The sequence below is a fragment of the Rhizobium sp. IBUN genome, from assembly GCF_000510625.1.
Classification (GTDB): Bacteria; Pseudomonadota; Alphaproteobacteria; order Rhizobiales; family Rhizobiaceae; genus Rhizobium; species Rhizobium altiplani.
Window position 1 is genome coordinate 24786 of the sequence record NZ_AZNV01000006.1, and the last position, 16909, is coordinate 41694.

The following is a 16909-nucleotide window of genomic DNA, read 5'->3' on the forward strand; positions in this document are numbered from 1 at the left end:
TTTCTATTTGGCACGGCGACGCTCCTGCTCTTCGGTTGGTTGGTCGGATTGGATTTCGTATTGGCCATTGACGAAACGTCTGACCCGAATGATGTCGCGCACACGTCGGCCCCGCGGAGTGCGTTCAATAGAGACAATCAGATCGACTGCCTCCCCGATGACTGCCTCCATTGGCTGCATGCTTGCCTCAGCGGTAAGCTGCTCCAGGCGGCGTAGCGCCGAGACTGCGGTATTGGAGTGGATCGTGGCCACCCCCCCAGGATGACCGGTGTTCCATGCCTTCAGCAATGTGAGCGCAGCACCGTCTCTGACTTCACCAACAACGATACGGTCGGGGCGCAGGCGCATCGTGCTCTTCAACAGCCGGGCCATGTCAACAGCGTCGCTGGTGTGCAGCAGAACCGCATTGTCGGCTACGCACTGGATCTCGGCGGTGTCTTCGAGCACAACGAGGCGATCCTCAGGAGCGCACTTGACGATCTCGTCGATGACAGCGTTCGCAAGTGTCGTCTTTCCCGAACCAGTTCCGCCTGAAATGATGATATTCAAACGCGAGCTGACCGCATTTCGGATGGTCGCGGCCTGCACTTCTGTCATGGTTCCCGAGCTGACATACTCGTCCAACGGGATCAGAGAGGACGCCCTTCGGCGTATCGTGAATGTCGGCTTTGCGACCACCGGAGGCAGCAACCCCTCAAAGCGGTGGCCGCCAATCGGGAGCTCACCCGAGATGATGGGGTGGTCGGTGTCGACAGCGCACTGCAGCGCGTGAGCGACCGTACCAATGACGATTTCCGCTGCCGCTGAGCCCACTTGGCCGTGCGGCGAAAACCCTTGGCCTAGCCGTTCGACAAAGACCTTGCCATCGGGGTTCAAGACGATTTCAACGACACTCGGGTCATCAATTGCGGCACACAGGCGGTCGCCCAGGGCATGACGCAATTTGCTGATCAAACGAACTTGAGCAGGATGTTGCATTGTCACGATGCGACCTTCGGTTGGAGTGCAATTTCGTTCTTCTGGTTCGCACTGGGAAAGTGCGGTTGGAGGTGAAATTGCCCACTTGCGATCCGACGATCCACTCGCAAACTTGTTAGTGATTTCTCGTCGACGACGACATTTCGTTAACCCGCGGTCCGTGGGCGGAACTTGGCCGAAGTCGGAGCGCGACGCTGGCGACCAAACGACTGGTTCCGATCCATTTCAGAAGCAAATGACGGCAGAAGCGCTCGACCCGTTCGGGGTCCTATGGAAGGCCAATTCATCTCCGCAGCACATGAATCGTTGAAATCCGGTATTGGACCACTGGCGGTCCGCTGACGACCATTCCCATGGGAACAACGCCAAGAAGCGAGATCATGTCATGGGAAGAACAAGACTAATTTTCACTGTATCGGCCTTCGGGGTCGCAGCTATTGCCACGCCGCTGCGCGCGGAAACGCTTGTCGTCAATAGCTATGGAGGACCTTACGAAGCCATCATCCGCAAGGCCATCATCGAGCCATTCGAGCAGCGAACTGGGATAGATGTCATCTATGACCCCGTCGGCTCAGCCTCGCAGGATTATGCGAAGATCAAGGCGACCAGGGGCCGGCCCGGCTTTGACGTGGTCGTCATGACCGCCTCTCAATCGCTGCAGGGCTGTAAAGACGGCGTTCTGGAAAAGCTTGACGCAAATAGCATCCCGAACCTTGCGAAGCTCTCGCGAATTCTGACGGAAGCGGCCGGTCCCTGCGGTGCTGTGCACGAGGTCCAGTACATGTCGTTGCTTTATCGAACGGACAAGTTGGCAACGCCCCCGGTATCTTGGTCAGCACTTGCCTCAAGCGACCTCGCGGGTCGGGTCGTGCTGCCGACATTTCAAAACACCATGGCCATCTACCTTGTCGAAATGTTCTCACTGATGAATGGCGGCGACCTCGTCGACAATCTCGCTCCTGGGTTCAGGGCGGTGGCCGCAATCGCCAAGCAATCGATCGGCTTCGAACAGAGTTCGGCAATTCTCGAGAGCTACATAAAGGATGGAACGGTCTGGGCGATGCCTTTCTGGAGCGGCCGGGCGCAGTTGCTTGTCGATAGCGGCTTGTCTGTGGATTACATCAAGCCAAAGGAGGGCACCATCCCGCTTGTCGCCACGCTGAACATTCCAATCGGCGCCGAGCATAAGGATGCTGCGAGAAAGTTCATTGACTTCTTCCTGGAGAAAACCAGCCAGGAAGCGTGGGTGGGCGGTTACAAGGTGGGGAGCGCCCGCACCGACATCGATGTTCCGGCCGCGATAAAAGCACGCCAGATCACCTCAGATGCGGACTTGAATTCCCTTCATTTGCCGAACCTGACTACCGTCGCAGAACGCCTGCCCAAATGGGCGGAACAGTGGGAACGCGACGTTGTCGCGCACGCAAATTGAGGGGTCCCATGACTATTATTGCCTTGGAGATGCCTGGCAAACCGCGAGTGTTTGCCAGGGGTTGGATCAGGTTTCTGGGATTGTCACCAGCGACCTGTCTGCTGGTATTTTTCTTCGCTCTGCCGATGGGAATGATGATCGGAATGAGCTTTCACAATCCGTCATCGCAGGGAATGAGCCTTCTTAGCTATTCGCGTTTTTTTACCGACGGCCTGTCACTCCTCGGCTTTTGGAGGACAACTCTCATGTCGAGTCTGGTTGCGATTTCGGCAACCTTGCTCGCCTATCCAGTTGCCTACTATCTGGCGCGTTCGAGAGGGCGGTGGCGTTCAATCGTGTTTGCCATCGCGCTCGCGCCCGAGCTTGCCGGTGTCGTTCTGCGAACCTATGGCTGGCTCATCATCCTGGAAGACAGGGGTTTCATCAACGATGTCCTACTTCACGCGGGGCTGATTTCGTCACCGCTTCCCTTGTCGAAGAACTTGTTTGCAGTGGTCATCGGTCTGACCCATGTCGTGTTGCCTTTCGCAATCCTGTCCTTGACGACAAGTATCCAAGGCATAGACGACAACCTCGAACGTGCAGCCCAGATTTTGGGAGCGCCGCGTCATGCCGTTGTCTGGCACATCCTGCTTCCACTGTCGGTTCCGGGTCTCACAAGCTCATTCCTTCTTTCCTTTACAATGGCTGCTAGCGCTTATGCGACGCCCGCGTTGCTCGGCGGAGCCGGCTTCAAGGTCCTCGCAACCATGATTTCCGAGCAGGTCCTCTTCTATATCGATTGGTCCTTCGCAGCCGTCATGGCGAATGCGCTGCTGATCCTCATGCTTGTGATCTCATACGCCGGGATTCGTTTCGAGGCGGGTTGTCGCCAAAAGTATCAGAGCGTCGCAGGAGGTATGGAATGAACAGAGTGATATCCGCGCTGTTTTGGTGTGCTCTTGCACTGGTAATCGCCTTCATCGCGCTGCCAATTGTGGTGGTCTTTGCAGCGTCTCTCAGCCCAACCGGCGACGTGACATTTCGACCGTGGGAGTGGACGGTCAAATGGTACTTCGATCTTGCGTCGGAGCGGTGGCTTGGACCGTTTTGGCTAAGCGTCAAAATTGCCATTGTCGTTTCTGTCGTAAGTGGCGCGATCGGGACCGTTGCTGCCTATGTCGTCGCTTACGAGAAGTTTGCAGGAAGCGAGATCGTCATGGCCGCACTCCTTTCGCCGCTTTCCGTGCCGCAGATCGTAAAGGGCGTGGCGGTGGTTCTGTTTTTGTCCGTGATCGGACTACAGCCGTTGCTCGGAACGCCGGCTCTCATTGCCGGTCACTGCGTGCTTGCGCTTCCCTTCGTGGTTCGCATGGTTGCCACGTCGATTGCAAACTTTGACTGCAACCTCTTCCGAGCGGGCCAGATTCTCGGGGCAAATCAATGGCAGCGGATCAGGTTCATCCTCCTGCCTGCGATCAAACCGGGTATTCTGTCAGGGGTGACATTCGCATTCATCATCTCGTTCAACAATATTCCGCTCTCGGTGTTTCTGGTGCGACCGGGAGAAACCACGCTGCCGATCACCGTCATAAACTATCTCGAATACAGCCTCGACCCCGTCATGGCTGCGGTCAACGTCGCATCCATGGCCTTCATTCTGATCGTGATTTTCAGCTTCGAAAAACTCGGCGGTTTTTCCGCCCAACTGCATGGTGGTAGCAAATGAGTGCAATCGACGTGGAACTGATCTCGGTCAGCAAATCCTTCGGTCCGATATCGGTCGTCACAAACATTGATCTTAAGATTCCGAAGGGAGAATTCGTCAGCATTCTCGGACCGTCCGGGTGCGGGAAGACCACAACCCTCAACATGATCGCGGGGTTTAGCGCGCCGTCCGGCGGCGACATCCGTATTCGCGGCCGCAGCCAGGTTGATGTTCCTCCCGAACGCCGAAACATCGGCCTCGTTTTTCAGAACTATGCACTTTTTCCACACATGACCGTCGCCGAAAATGTTGGGTTCGGCCTGCGTATGAGGGGCACGCCAAAGAACGAAATCGGATCAATCGTTCAGTCCTCGCTTCGCAGGGTTCATCTCGACACACTGGCAGACCGCTATCCCAGAGCGCTGTCGGGCGGACAACAGCAACGCGTCGCCCTGGCGCGGGCGCTTGCGCCACGACCCTCGGTTCTTTTGCTCGACGAGCCGTTATCCAATCTTGACCTGAAACTGCGCGAAGCAATGCGTGCGGAATTGAAGGAGATGCAGCAGGAACTGGGTATGACCTTCATCTACGTCACCCATGACCAGGAAGAAGCGATGGCAATGTCCGATCGCATCGTCGTCATGTGGAAGGGGGCCGTCGCGCAGCAAGGGGATCCCGGTTCCATCTATGGCGATCCACAATCGACCTTTGTCGCCGATTTCATCGGGAAGTCCAATATTCTGACATTGAGGGAGGTAACGTCGACTGGAACCGCATGGGATGCTGCAATCGACAGGTGCGACATAAGACTTCGCGCGACGCGCGGAAAGGGAGATGCCCGCTATTGTGTCATTCGACCCCAAGACATCCAGCCGCTTGTCGACGACGCTCCGGTTCCGGAGGATTTCAACGTGCTTAGAGGTATGTTGCGAAGAGTGATAAATCTTGGGGCATCGCTCGAGATGAGCGTTGAACTCGCGCCCGAAATTCACGTCAGCGTTCTGGTTCCTTCCGCAGGGTCGGACGCAATGCCGGCCCCTGGGCAACAGCTTAAGCTCGGCATTCCTGCCTGTGCATTGAAACTCCTGGCCGACTGAGCAGCGATCGATAAAGCAGCCGCATCAATGCCTCGGGGTTCATATTGGAGATCTCCGAGAGGCCCGCTCTAGGATCACCGTGACCTAATCGAGAAGGTCACTATAGGAGATGAAAATGCTTACAAAGGAGCGGCTTAAGGCCATTCAGCATTCCAGCAACGTGTGTGCTGATATCGAGGGTTTTGATTTCGACCGATACGACAGCCGCGACATCGAGGCGATCCGAAGGTACTGGCTGCAGTATGGGGTAATACGGTTCAAGCAGACCCGCATCACAGACGCGCAGCAGGTGGCATTCTCCCGGCATTTCGGCGAGTTTGTCATCCACCCGAAGCAGTTGCAGGAAGGGGGACATCCAACGCACAGGGAAATTCTTGTCATCAGCAACGCAATGACCGACGGCAAGCCCAGTGGAGCCATGGGAAACAGTGAGGCCACCTGGCATACGGACACATGGTTCTACGAGAAGCCTCCGGCTGGGGCGATTTTGCGTGCAGTTCAAGTCCCTCCCTCAGGCGGTGATACCTACTTCCTGTCGACCTATCTTGCCTACGAAACACTGCCGGCGACACTGAAAGCAGCCGTCGATGGACGGCAGATCTTCTTCCAGAACGTCTATGACAAAACGGGTAAGCTGCGGCTGGGAAAATCGACCCCGAAGAGCCAGGACTATCGCGAGTGGAGCGGCGTCGTGCACCCACTTGTGCGCACTCACGGCGAGACGGGTCGCAAGGCGCTTTATCTCGGCGGAACAATTGACGGCGCATGGATCGTTGGAATGAGCCGCGACGAGAGTGAAGCGCTCTTGGCGGAGCTGTGGGATCACACTACCAGCACCAAGCAAGTCTTTGTGCAGCAGTGGGACGAAGGAGACATCATGATGTGGGACAATCGATGCACGATGCATCGTCGCGATTCATTTGATCCGGCCTTCATCCGGATCATGCACCGTACGACGACCTCAGGCGAACGGCCAGTCTGATCCCCAAAACGAAGAGCTATCCGTGACAATGTTCTATCAATTGATGGATCGCCATCCACCCCTGAATCCTGACCTGATCGAACTATTGTCATCGGTAGAGACGGCGACGATTGGCCACGTGGAGCATGTGGGATTTGTGGGAAGTCAGGTCCTTCCGCTGTTCCCGGCTCATGCGGCCGGAGTTGCCGTAACCGTCGCGGCCCCCGGCCGCGACGGTTCTATCATCTACAAGGCGATCGACCAGCTCATGCCCGGCGATATGCTTGTGATCTCCCGTGTCGACGGCGATGACATCGCCTGCGTGGGAGGCGGGGTGGCAATGGCTGCCATGGCGAAGGGCGCCGTTGGCATCGTCGTGGACGGTCCATGTACTGATGTCGAGGAGATCGTGGAAGTTGGGCTGCCGGTCTGGTGCCGGGGTGTGTCCTCCAAGACCACCAATCGTCAATTCAGCATCGGTGGTTCCTTGAATGTTCCCGTCGCCTGCGGACGTACCGCCGTGTTGCCTGGCCAGGCCGTACTTGCCGACCGCTCCGGAGTGTTCGTCGCCGATGCCAACCGGATGCGCCAAATCGCTGAAGCAGCAAGGCAACGCCAGCAAAGATCGGTCGCCGTGCGAACGCATCTGGCGGCAGGCAGATCGATTTTTGAATTCCAGCCGGAGACCGGATCGTGAAAATCGCGTTGATTCAAATGAACTCGCAACCGGACCGCCGCCGGAATCTGGTTCAGGCGGAGCGGCTGATGAACGAAGCGATGCGCGGAACTCCCGACCTGATTGTTCTCCCTGAGCACTTCGATTGGATGGGAGGAACCGCAGATGACAAACGGCGCGCCGCCGATCGCGTCCCCGGGGGCGAGGCCTACGGTTTCATCGAGCGTTTTGCGAAGGACAATTCAGTCTGGATACATGCCGGCAGCTTGCTGGAACGGCAGCGCAACGACGGACCCGTGCACAACACGACGATCGTGTTTAATGCGCGCGGCGAGCAGGTCGGCCGCTATCGGAAGATACATATGTTCGACATAACGGCGCCGAACGGGATGACATACGCGGAATCGTCGGTTGTGACGCCGGGCGATGATCTTCTTATCTACGAGTTGAATGGATACAGGATCGCATGCGTGATCTGCTACGATCTTCGTTTCTCGCGCCTGTTCGATCGGTTGGCCAGCGAGATGGTCGATATCTTCATTCTCCCCGCTGCGTTCAACCGCCAAACCGGACGCGCGCACTTTGAGGTCCTATGCAGGGCGCGGGCGATCGAGTATCAGGCTTACTTCGTCGCATGTGGTCAATGTGGCAGTTACCCAACTCCCGGCGGCCCGCGCCGGGAAACGTTAGGCCGTTCTCTTGTTTGCGACCCCTGGGGAACGGTGATTGGCAAAGCCGGCCACTTTCCGGCAGTTCTCCAGGTCGAAATCGATCCGCATCGCCTTGCCGAAGTACGGCGCCTGATTCCGATGTCAGAGCATCGGGTGCTCCTTGATGGCAAGCACCTCCACATCAAGCCGGAACGCATGTAGCGCCGGCGTTTCGCAAGCGCTTTGCTTTCCCAGGAATTTATCCAAGCTTCATCCTGCCGTTTCCTCCGGATCGCTAGGTTCTTCCGATTGGCGAGAAGGAGAAACCGTCCATGCAGGAACAGAACATTCAAGCTAGTCGCGACGTGAAATTTCTCAATTGTGAAGAGATCCGCGCCGCAGGCGCCGACCTGACCACGCAGGAGCTTCTGGACGCAACAGATGCGGCTTGGCGGGACATCCGGTCAGGAAAATCGTTTGGTGGCAAGTCCGTGCTGTCGCTGCCAGAGGAAGCCTTCTGGGAGATCGAAAGCGTCGCTCCATTCAAGTCCCAGTTTGAGAACGAGCGGTTGGGATGGAAATTGTCGTGCCTCTACAGCGTCAATGATCAACTCGGCGGCGTCAAGATTATCGGTGCCAACGCGTTCAACCGCAATCTCGGCTTTCCGCGATCGACCTCGACCGTACTGCTGCTGGAGAAGCGAACCCTGCGCCTCGTGACGGTTCTGGAAGGAACCGCAATGTCCGCCCGGCGCACGGGCACCTATGCAACGACGGTTCTGGGCATGTTCACGAATCCAACGGATAAGCTATCAGTCTTTTTGTTCGGGTCGGGCCCAATCGCCCGCAGCGTGATTGAGTGCCTTGATTTCCGTTTCGCAGACAGGATCGAAGAGATCGTGGTGCGTGGGCGTAGCAGGGAAGGCCTTGAGGCACTGATGGCAGACATCGCGGGTTGCACGACGATCCCAGTCATCCCTGCAAGCGACACCACACGCCTACCGTTCTGCCGGTTTGTGATCACGGCCACGAATTCCAGAACACCTCTGTTTGACGATTGCGCCCTTCATCGACGCGCCATATCGCTGCATCTCGGTGGAGATGAGGTCCCAGAGACCTACCTCCAGCGAGCACTTCGATCGGGTCTTGTCGTCTGCGATGACGTAGCGACCGTCTCTCGCCGAAATTCGCAAAGTATTGCGCTGCATTTCTCCAGGCGCGGCCTTTCCCTCGAGCAGGTCGGCCCGTTGATCGGAGTTGCAGAGCTTTCGGGCTCCGGTGATTTGCACGTCGAGCAGGAAGGTCCGACCTGCGTCACCTGCGTTGGCCTCCCGATGCTCGATCTCTATGTCGCACAGGCAACCTACAAAAAATACCGTGCTTTCAACGATCACATGCTGGCAACCCGGACTTGATCAAAGGGAGGCGGTTCATTGTACCTTTCCGAAATACTCGCCGAACATATCTCGGCTGTCGCCGCTCGACCTCCCCTTGCCGAGACGCGCAACATGGCAATCCGGTGTGTTCTTGATCTTATCGGTGCTGCCATCGTCGGTCATTCCTCCGACAGTGCAACGGCAGCGCGTCGATCCGCAGCTACCCTCTTTGGCAAAGGCGAGACGCCGATATGGTTTTCGGGACAGGAATTGGCCGCTGTCGGCGCCCTTTTCTGTAACGCAGCAGCGGCCTGCGCCCTTGATATCGATGACGGTCACCGGGCAGCACGAGGCCATCCCGGAGCCTCAGTGGTAACGACTGCCCTTACCATCGGCTCGATGCAACAGCTTGGCGGCGACGACATCATCGCTGCAATTGTCGCAGGCTACGACATTGGAGTGAGGACGGCAGCGGCACAGAACCCGCAAACTATTTCCACGCGGCAGTCGGGACGCTGGGCTGCCATCGCATCCGCCGCAACCGCGGCGGTCTTGCTCAAGGCTTCACCAGGGGTGACTGCTCAGGCGCTTGCCATTGCCGGCGTGCTTGCCCCGAACCAGCAGGCAAATGGTAGCTCGGGTTACTCGAAGATGACCGGCAACGACGTCAAGGAAGGCATCCCGTGGAGTAGTGCCACGGGGCTTATGGCTCTCGAGCTTGCGCGTCGCGGTTTTACGGGTCCTTCTGATCTGTTTGATCACCCTGACTACTACGACCCAAGGCTGCTACTCGGAGAACTCGGTCACCGTTGGGAGATCCTCGGCACTTACTTCAAACCCTATGCGTGCTGCCGCTACATACATCCGGCTCTCGATCGGCTTCTTGAGCTTGTTGAACGCTATGGTCTGACGTCAGAGACCCTCATCTCGATCGATGTCGAGACGTTCGGCTGGGCGCTCCGGCTTGCAAATCGCACCTCGCCGGAGAACCTCGTCGATGTCCAGTATAGTCTTCCCTACTGTCTCGCGATTGCCCTTGTTGACGGCTCCTCCGGATTGTTGCCGATAACAACCAAGTGCCTTGCACGCCCGGATCTCGTTGCTGCTGCAAAGAAGGTTCAGCTCGTGGTTCATCATCAGAGCGACCGCCTCTTTCCGGCCGAAACCCTGGCACGCGTCACTGTTCAAACAAAAAATGGCAAGTTCGTTTCCGACTTGGGTGGCCCACTCGGAGATCCCGGCTTGCCGCTGCTGTGGCACGGTATAGAGGAGAAGTTCTGTCGATTGACAGCCGCCAGGCTTACGCCGGGGAAGCGACAAGCCATTGTCGACGGCGTGCTGGCACTGGCGCAGGGCGAGGCAGGACCGCTATTTGCGGAAATGCCACAGTATTTGGACATGCACGAGGATTGACAGGGTTCATCGCAATGTGAGCGCGTCATGTGGGCACACTACGTCCTTATGCTGGAACCGGACGCTTCATGGGTGCTTGGGGATTTTGTCGCTTCTCGCACCGTTCCAAACGGCAAATCGGCCATTGATCATCAGGTGCCGCACGCGAGCAAGATTGTGGCTTTCGACAATCGCAACATCGGCACGCTTTCCAGGAGCGAGAATGCCCCTGTCTCCCGCAAACTCGGGGAAAATCCGAGCAACGTTGCCGGTTGCAAGCGCTATCGCGCAAGGCAACGTCGTCTGCTCTCGTTGCACCATGCGGTTGATCGCTGCAAGGATGCTGTCCCAATCGCCGCCGGCAAAATCGGTAGACAAGGTATCGACAAGCCCCTCACGGACCAGGAGGTCGATGTTGGTCGCGTCGTTGCGCCAACGGGTTGTAATGCAGTCGAGTGTTGAAACGTCGATGATGACGCCACGCTTCTTGAGTTCGCGTGCGGAGGCAACACATTCATCCGGACGAAACGAGGGATGGTTGGCGTGAGCCGCCACAATGCGGGCTGATGGAAATCGCACCGCCAGGTTCAGTAATGTTCGTGCTGTTGGGAGCGCGTGGTGGAATATGCCTGGCAGGCCATAGTGCGCACTGGCTGCGGCAATCTCCTCCAGTCCTCTCAAGGAGAGCGCGACAGGGGGCATGACGGTTTTCGTTATCAGCTCCACAAGTTTCTGGGCGGACATGATCGATAACAGACCGCATTCGGCGAGAAGTGCTTCGATCAGTTCAGTTGAGGCTGCGTCCTTACCGTCGAGGGTGCGTCCGAGGACGGCTTCTTTGAGACTCCGCGCCCATTTCGGGGAGAGCCTGATGCCCGATAATGCAAATATCGCGTCCGGTATGAAGCGATAGTCCTGGGCCCCTCCCCCAAGCGTCTGACCACCGCCGGCTTCGCCAAGCGCTCGCACCCCAGCACCAATCATCGTCTCGATGGTCTCTGCATGATGACGGTCGCTGAGACCGGCGCCGTCAATTGCAAGTGCGGCGCGAAGGTTGCTCGGCGTATGCGCGCTCGTGATATGTATGTCGAGAGGATGGTTGTTTCGCCCATCGTCGATTTCATCGGCCAGTGCGAGGCCGCAGACATTCAGGAGAGTAGAGGTGCCGGAAAGCAGGTGTCGGTTGCGAAAGTAATCGACGTCGCTCGACCGAAAGGGCTTGGACCCGCTCGGCATCGAGGGGCCGTGCACACACCCATGCGCATGCGCGTTGATAATGCCGGGAATGATCGTGTAGCCGTCGGCGTCGATGACAAGCGATCCCGCGGCGGCCGCAAGCTGACCCTCCGCGACCTGGACAATCGTTCTGCCGCGAACACGGACGGAAGCGCGGGTGTGAACTGTTGATCCATCTCCCGTGACAACGCGGCCATTGAGGATCAAGGTTTCGCATGCCATCGCGCTCTCCTTTCGGGCAAGGACGGATTGACGGAGCCGATGCCATAGCCGACGCCGCGCACCGTACGAATGGGGTCAGGGGCTCCCCCAATCCTCAGACACCTGCGCAGTCGCCCGATGTGGACGTTCACCGTCTTGCAATCGACGTATATTCCACTTGGCCAGCACTGCCTGATAATCTCCCTGCGGTCGGAAATCCTGTCGGGCTGAAGAAGGAAGTAGCGCAGGATGGCAAACTCGATCCGTGGAAGGTAGACGGGGCAATCGGCACGCCACACGCACCGCGCCGCCACATCCATCTCGATGTCGCCATATCTCAGGCGCTGTGTCGTGCCTTGCATCATCAATGCCCGAAGCAGATGACTGGGCGAAACAGGTCGGGTAAAGACTTCATCGGCGCCCGCGTTGAGGAAGGCGAGACCCTGGCCATGCGCCCCCGGGTCAACCAGGGCGACAATGATGATCGCGCTGCCTGCTCGAAGATCGCAAATCTGCGCACAGGCCGAAACTGCGTCCCTGACCCGGCCGTCAATCAGAAGCGCACAGACGCTGTCTTGGCGCGCAGCGATAACGATGTCATTGGCTTCTGACTGCAGGCTCGTCGCGAAGCCGGATTGCTCTAGAAGGTGGCGGGCAATGAAGCACAGATCGCCGTCCCCTGAGCCGATAACAATCGTCGGTCTCATGGCATACTGTCGCTGTTGTTGTGTTTTGGCGCCCCTACAATCTCACGAGAGAGGGTGCGCTTCAAACATTGATGTCCAACGCTCGATTAAGAAATATTTCTTCGATGTTCACACGGCATCTAAGAACGGGACGAAGCAGACGGCACCTGTCGGACATTACGCCTTGGTATCCCCAAGTGCTGGTTTTCCATTGATATGAATGGCCAATGAATTGATTTGTCGTGAAATTGGAGGCTGCAAAGGAACGGCTGCATAATTTTGTTCTCACCTCGTCCCTCCGGAGAACCAGATGTGTACCCCTTTGGAAATGTCGAACTTGTCGTCGGAAGAAAGCAGACTGGAGGATGAGGAGCACTGCAATGATCCCCATGTGGCAGCAAAACCCCTACCCTGCCTGACCTGTCGCAACCGCTCCTGTAAAGGACGCAAGGCTCAGCCGCAGCTGGACGGCACCGCCAAAGGCACGGCCCCAACGAATGAGCCCATCGAGTGATAGTGCCGATCATCTTGAGTTTAGTCTTCTCGACACAAATAACACGCAACGATTGCAAATCGCCTTTAAACATTAATCGAAAAGACTGAGAAGGCGGGATTAGCAATTATGCGAGTTGGCAAGAGTAAATATTGACCGCAACCTTAGAGGGATAATCGTCGGACCTGTCATACGCTTCCGACATGACATTCAATCCATAAGGGCAGGCGGAGAGAACTCATTCAAGCGAAGATCATCTTTGCGGATAACGGCGGCACGGATGCTCATCCAATCATTGCTGCAATCGAAAGGGAGGCGATGGCTGTGTCGGTGGTACACTCCATCCTTCAACTGCGAAGGCATCTCTATCGATCGCAATATGACGTGGTGATCGTCGATGCCGTTTCATCGCCAAACGAAGCAATCGACTTCTGTCGGCAAATCAGGACCAGCAGCGCGATCCCGATCTTCCTTATTGTGGAGCCCTTCAAAGCGGATCTGATCGTGTTGGCGCTAGAAGCCGGGGCCGATGATTGCATGTCGCTGCCCGTCTCGATCCCTGAATTTGTCGCCAGGATCAACAACCTTCTGAGACGTGCCTCATACGCCCGCATTCCCACACATCGACAACCGCTAGCATTCACCTTCGCCGGCTTTCGTCTCAGCGTGCTTGAACGCCAGCTTTGGGGTCCGGACTGCCAGATCGTTGATCTCACCTCTGCAGAATTCGATCTGCTGCTGGCACTGTGCCGGAACCCGGGAAGGCTGATGCGACGCGAAGAGTTGCTGACATCGACGCATGCCGGTGTTGCAGGACCCGTGACACGCAGCATCGACGTCCACATCAGCCGTCTGCGTCAAAAGATAGAAGACGATCCGCCGAACCCTCGCCTGCTCAAGACAGTGAGACTTGGAGGATATGTTTTCACGGCCGACGTGATGGCGGGCTAGGCCATGTCCGCGAACTATTAAGTTTTGTTTCCGGACACCGTTCCAATTGATGCGCGAGAACCATGCAACTAATCGTATGCACGCCTGATCGTCATGGACGGGCTGAAAGCTGGGTTGGCGTCGCGCAGGCGACGACGGGGTTCATTGAATTGCGCAAGGGTGGTCGTCGACATCAGCGTCCACATGGAGCTTTGCGCATCCTGGGGGAGCTTATCGGCTATGAATATGCGTACTCTTTTTCACGAAATGATCGATTCGACCGCGACAACGTCCACGGAGGATTCGCTTCGCGCCGCCGTTGCGAGGATCACCACCAAGCATGGTTTCGAGCGCTTCGCATATCTCAATCTCGACGCCGTAAGCGCCAGGAGCTTTGCCGTATCGAACTATCCGCAGGACTGGCAGGCGATGTATTTCGGCCGCTCATACATGGCGCTGGATCCCGTCGTCACTATGGGCAAACGGATGATGCGGGCGTTTCAGTGGTGCGTCGATGAGCAACGACGACGGGCGACGAAAGACGAGCGCGGTTTCTGGGACGCGGCGTCGCAGTTCGGCATTCGCGCAGGGGTGACTGTGCCGATACGCGTATGCTACGGGCAGGTTGCAATGCTGACCCTGGCTTCCTCTCAAAATTTACGTCCAAGAGAATTCTGCGAAACCGAATGCGCCGTCGCCGCAACCTCGGCGACGTTTCTGCATTCGCGTCTCGTCTCGACGAATTGTCCGACAACCCAGCGTCAGCCAGGATTGTCCGACCGCGAGGCGCTGTGCTTGGGATGGATAGCCGCGGGGAAGTCGATGCAGGACATCGCCGAGATCCTTGGCTTGAACTACCACACCGTTCGCTGGGATCTCGACAACATCCGCGCGAAACTCAACGTAAAGAACCTGAAACAGGCACTTTCCCTGGCGCTGCAACTGGGTTTGATCTGACAGTTGCTATCGAAGAACCTGTTCGGCCGCCGCGGCCGAACAGTCCTTTGGCGTCTCTCGATGGCGAGATGAATACATCCCTCAAGTGCGGATGCGCCGGACGCCGATCCAATGTCTGCCTTACGCCACCTTCACCCTTTCGACGAATTCAGAATGGTAGTCGGCGGGACAGATCCGCTCGAAGGTTGCCTGGTCGGCGGCGAGAACACCCGCAACACTTGGCGTTTCGTTGATGAGGCGAGGTTCTCCCAGACGTCTCATCGGCCAACCGGAGCGATTGAGAAGTCGCTCGAGCCGGACATCGGTTACTGTGACGATCTCGTTGTAGCCGTTGAGAAAGGACCATTCCGCAATTGCGGCAAACATGGTCCGGGTCGCCAGATGCAGCGGACGCCCCTCCATTCCGTGACAATGGTCGATGTCGACACAGAAGCGCGAGCTTTCGATCATGGACGCATGAGGGCGGAACGTGTCACCACCCCCAAGCAAGCATGAAAATAGAGTTTGCAGCATCGTTGGGCCACAGGCAGGAAGAAGGCGCGCGCAGCCAACGACATTGCTTTGCTCATCGATTGCCAGAATGTAGGTCGGCTCAAGCGCGTCGAATTCGTCGCACTCGCGCTCGCCCTTACACGCGACCCAACCTAAGCGTTGCGCAAAGACACGGGCGCGCAGCCGATACATTTGTTCAAGGAGACCTAGGTCACGGGATGTTCGGGGTTGACTGAGTGCGACTGCCTGCATGATCAAAATCCTCCGCAATTTGGGTTACGCAATCAGCGTGAACGGAGGTGACAGAGATTTGAACTCGCAGATTTGCGGGTCGAGACAAACGCCTGCGCCGAGACGGGAGAATGTCGCTCAAGGACGGACCGAGCTGGTTGCATACGATGAGCACGGGAATTCGCAAGCGCGATCCCATTGGACGGGCCTCGGTGCCCCCTGGAGGTGACCCCGTTCCATGCAGAAAAGGTGGGGATACTGTCCGTCATCGAGAAACACCTGGCTTTGCATTGATGTAATGTGGGACGGCGCCACGTTCTAAAATGCGGCTGAGCTGGACGAAGGACTGAATGACAAAACAACTCGATATGTTTGCTTCGACGCTGGCGGCCAGCGAACTGCAAATCGAGCGTATTCGCCGAACCGATCGGAAGTCGATCGGTTGGAGTGCAGAGGAAATGGTTGAATGCCTGGAGGCAACCGGGGACTACCGCGTGTTACGCAGGCTTGCTCCCCGTTCCGCTCCCACACGTCGCCGACCGGAATTTGGACGCCTGGGCGTTCTCATCGACACCGAGACGACCGGCCTTGATCACCGCAAGAACGAGATCATCGAGATCGGTGCGGTAAGCTTCACGTTCGATGACGAAGGCCAAATCGGGGACATCGTTGATGTCTATTCTGGACTGCAGCAGCCACAAACCGCTATTCCCCCGGGGATTACCCAACTGACGGGGATCACCGACGAGATGGTGGCGGGGCAACAGATTGATGTGGCGTCGTTGCGGCGGATTATCGAACCGGCAGATCTCATCATTGCCCATAATGCCGGCTTTGACCGCCCTTTCTGTGAGAGGCTTTCTCCGGACTTCAAAGACAAGGCCTGGGCGTGTTCGGTCTCTGAGATCGACTGGAGCGCGCGCGGTTTCGAGGGCACAAAGCTCGGCTACCTTGTCGGTCAGGCAGGCTATTTCCACGTTGGCCATCGCGCCGTTGACGATTGCTTCGCGCTGCTGGAAGTCCTCGACCATCAGAAAGCGGAAGCTGAGAAGCCTTTCGCCGAACTGCTCAGGGCCTCCGAGCGATCGCGCGCTCGTCTGTTTGCCGAACACAGTCCTTTCGACATGAAGGATCACCTCAAAGCACGGGGATATCGTTGGTCTGACGGGAGCGACGGTCGTCCGAAGTCCTGGTGGATCGAAGTCGACGAGGATCTTCTGGCAGACGAACTTCACTTCCTGCGAACTGAAATATACCGTTGGGACGATGCCGACCCGCCGGTCCAGCACCTGACTGCGCTGGAAAGGTATAAGGCGTAAGCTTCCACGCCTGGTTTCCTCTACCCGCCAGGCATGCAGCAAAAGGCGCATCCCCCAGGATGCGTCAACAGGTTGTTAGGACTTTGTTGACCATAATTGCCTCTCGCATGCCTGG

16 protein-coding genes are annotated in these 16909 nt (G+C 57.3%); 12 read left to right on the forward strand and 4 right to left on the reverse strand.

What is annotated here, in order from left to right:
* Positions 1–3: 3 nt before the first annotated feature.
* Complete coding sequence (gene trbB / locus RHIBUN_RS0107940; RefSeq protein WP_025659144.1) at positions 4–978, reverse strand: P-type conjugative transfer ATPase TrbB; 975 nt, start codon at positions 976–978, stop codon at positions 4–6.
* Positions 979–1363: 385 nt separating this feature from the next.
* On the opposite strand from trbB, the gene RHIBUN_RS0107945 reads away from it, so the two are divergent.
* The 9 genes from RHIBUN_RS0107945 to RHIBUN_RS0107985 all read left to right on the forward strand — a co-directional run bounded on the left by RHIBUN_RS0107945 (position 1364) and on the right by RHIBUN_RS0107985 (position 10270).
* A complete protein-coding gene (locus RHIBUN_RS0107945) occupies positions 1364–2410 on the forward strand; it encodes an ABC transporter substrate-binding protein (protein WP_025659145.1) in 1047 nt (348 codons plus the stop codon).
* Between the two features lie 29 nt (positions 2411–2439).
* Complete coding sequence (locus RHIBUN_RS0107950; protein WP_051420047.1) at positions 2440–3318, forward strand: ABC transporter permease; 879 nt, start codon at positions 2440–2442, stop codon at positions 3316–3318.
* On the forward strand, positions 3315–4118 hold the full coding sequence (locus tag RHIBUN_RS0107955; protein ID WP_025659147.1) for an ABC transporter permease: 804 nt from the start codon (positions 3315–3317) through the stop codon (positions 4116–4118). The genes RHIBUN_RS0107950 and RHIBUN_RS0107955 overlap by 4 nt, the downstream gene beginning before the upstream one ends.
* Positions 4115–5194 (forward strand): ABC transporter ATP-binding protein, encoded by a 1080-nt coding sequence (locus RHIBUN_RS0107960; RefSeq protein WP_025659148.1) that lies wholly within the window; start codon positions 4115–4117, stop codon positions 5192–5194. Before RHIBUN_RS0107955 ends, RHIBUN_RS0107960 begins: the two co-directional genes overlap by 4 nt.
* A 115-nt stretch (positions 5195–5309) precedes the next feature.
* Entirely contained in the window at positions 5310–6176 is an 867-nt protein-coding gene (locus tag RHIBUN_RS0107965; protein WP_025659149.1) for a TauD/TfdA family dioxygenase, read from the forward strand.
* A 22-nt stretch (positions 6177–6198) separates the two neighbouring features.
* The gene (locus RHIBUN_RS0107970) at positions 6199–6852 is read left to right on the forward strand and encodes an RraA family protein (protein ID WP_025659150.1); all 654 of its coding nucleotides are present in this window, start codon (positions 6199–6201) and stop codon (positions 6850–6852) included.
* Positions 6849–7703 carry a carbon-nitrogen hydrolase family protein gene (locus tag RHIBUN_RS0107975; protein WP_025659151.1) on the forward strand — a complete coding sequence of 285 codons (855 nt, stop codon included), beginning with the start codon at positions 6849–6851 and terminating at the stop codon, positions 7701–7703. Before RHIBUN_RS0107970 ends, RHIBUN_RS0107975 begins: the two co-directional genes overlap by 4 nt.
* A gap of 110 nt (positions 7704–7813) precedes the next feature.
* Entirely contained in the window at positions 7814–8896 is a 1083-nt protein-coding gene (locus RHIBUN_RS0107980; RefSeq protein ID WP_025659152.1) for an ornithine cyclodeaminase, read from the forward strand.
* An 18-nt stretch (positions 8897–8914) separates the two neighbouring features.
* Positions 8915–10270, forward strand: a complete 1356-nt coding sequence (locus RHIBUN_RS0107985) for an MmgE/PrpD family protein (protein WP_025659153.1) — start codon at positions 8915–8917, stop codon at positions 10268–10270.
* Between the two features lie 66 nt (positions 10271–10336).
* Here RHIBUN_RS0107985 and RHIBUN_RS0107990 read toward each other — a convergent pair whose 3' ends face one another.
* Together RHIBUN_RS0107990 and RHIBUN_RS0107995 are read right to left on the reverse strand one after the other, a co-directional pair.
* On the reverse strand, positions 10337–11707 hold the full coding sequence (locus RHIBUN_RS0107990) for an amidohydrolase family protein (protein WP_025659154.1): 1371 nt from the start codon (positions 11705–11707) through the stop codon (positions 10337–10339).
* Positions 11689–12393 carry a response regulator transcription factor gene (locus tag RHIBUN_RS0107995; RefSeq protein WP_025659155.1) on the reverse strand — a complete coding sequence of 235 codons (705 nt, stop codon included), beginning with the start codon at positions 12391–12393 and terminating at the stop codon, positions 11689–11691. Before RHIBUN_RS0107995 ends, RHIBUN_RS0107990 begins: the two co-directional genes overlap by 19 nt.
* A 775-nt stretch (positions 12394–13168) precedes the next feature.
* Between RHIBUN_RS0107995 and RHIBUN_RS0108005 the strand changes: the two genes are divergently transcribed.
* Together RHIBUN_RS0108005 and RHIBUN_RS0108015 are read left to right on the forward strand one after the other, a co-directional pair.
* Positions 13169–13816, forward strand: a complete 648-nt coding sequence (locus RHIBUN_RS0108005) for a response regulator transcription factor (protein WP_348625976.1) — start codon at positions 13169–13171, stop codon at positions 13814–13816.
* 219 nt (positions 13817–14035) lie between these two features.
* Positions 14036–14752 (forward strand): autoinducer binding domain-containing protein, encoded by a 717-nt coding sequence (locus tag RHIBUN_RS0108015; protein ID WP_018856392.1) that lies wholly within the window; start codon positions 14036–14038, stop codon positions 14750–14752.
* Between the two features lie 120 nt (positions 14753–14872).
* On the opposite strand, the gene RHIBUN_RS0108020 is transcribed toward RHIBUN_RS0108015, so the two are convergent.
* The gene (locus RHIBUN_RS0108020; protein WP_025659158.1) at positions 14873–15496 is read right to left on the reverse strand and encodes an acyl-homoserine-lactone synthase; all 624 of its coding nucleotides are present in this window, start codon (positions 15494–15496) and stop codon (positions 14873–14875) included.
* Between the two features lie 329 nt (positions 15497–15825).
* On the opposite strand from RHIBUN_RS0108020, the gene RHIBUN_RS0108025 reads away from it, so the two are divergent.
* Positions 15826–16794, forward strand: coding sequence for a 3'-5' exonuclease (locus tag RHIBUN_RS0108025; protein ID WP_025659159.1), 969 nt, complete (start codon positions 15826–15828; stop codon positions 16792–16794).
* The last annotated feature ends 115 nt before the right edge of the window (positions 16795–16909 follow it).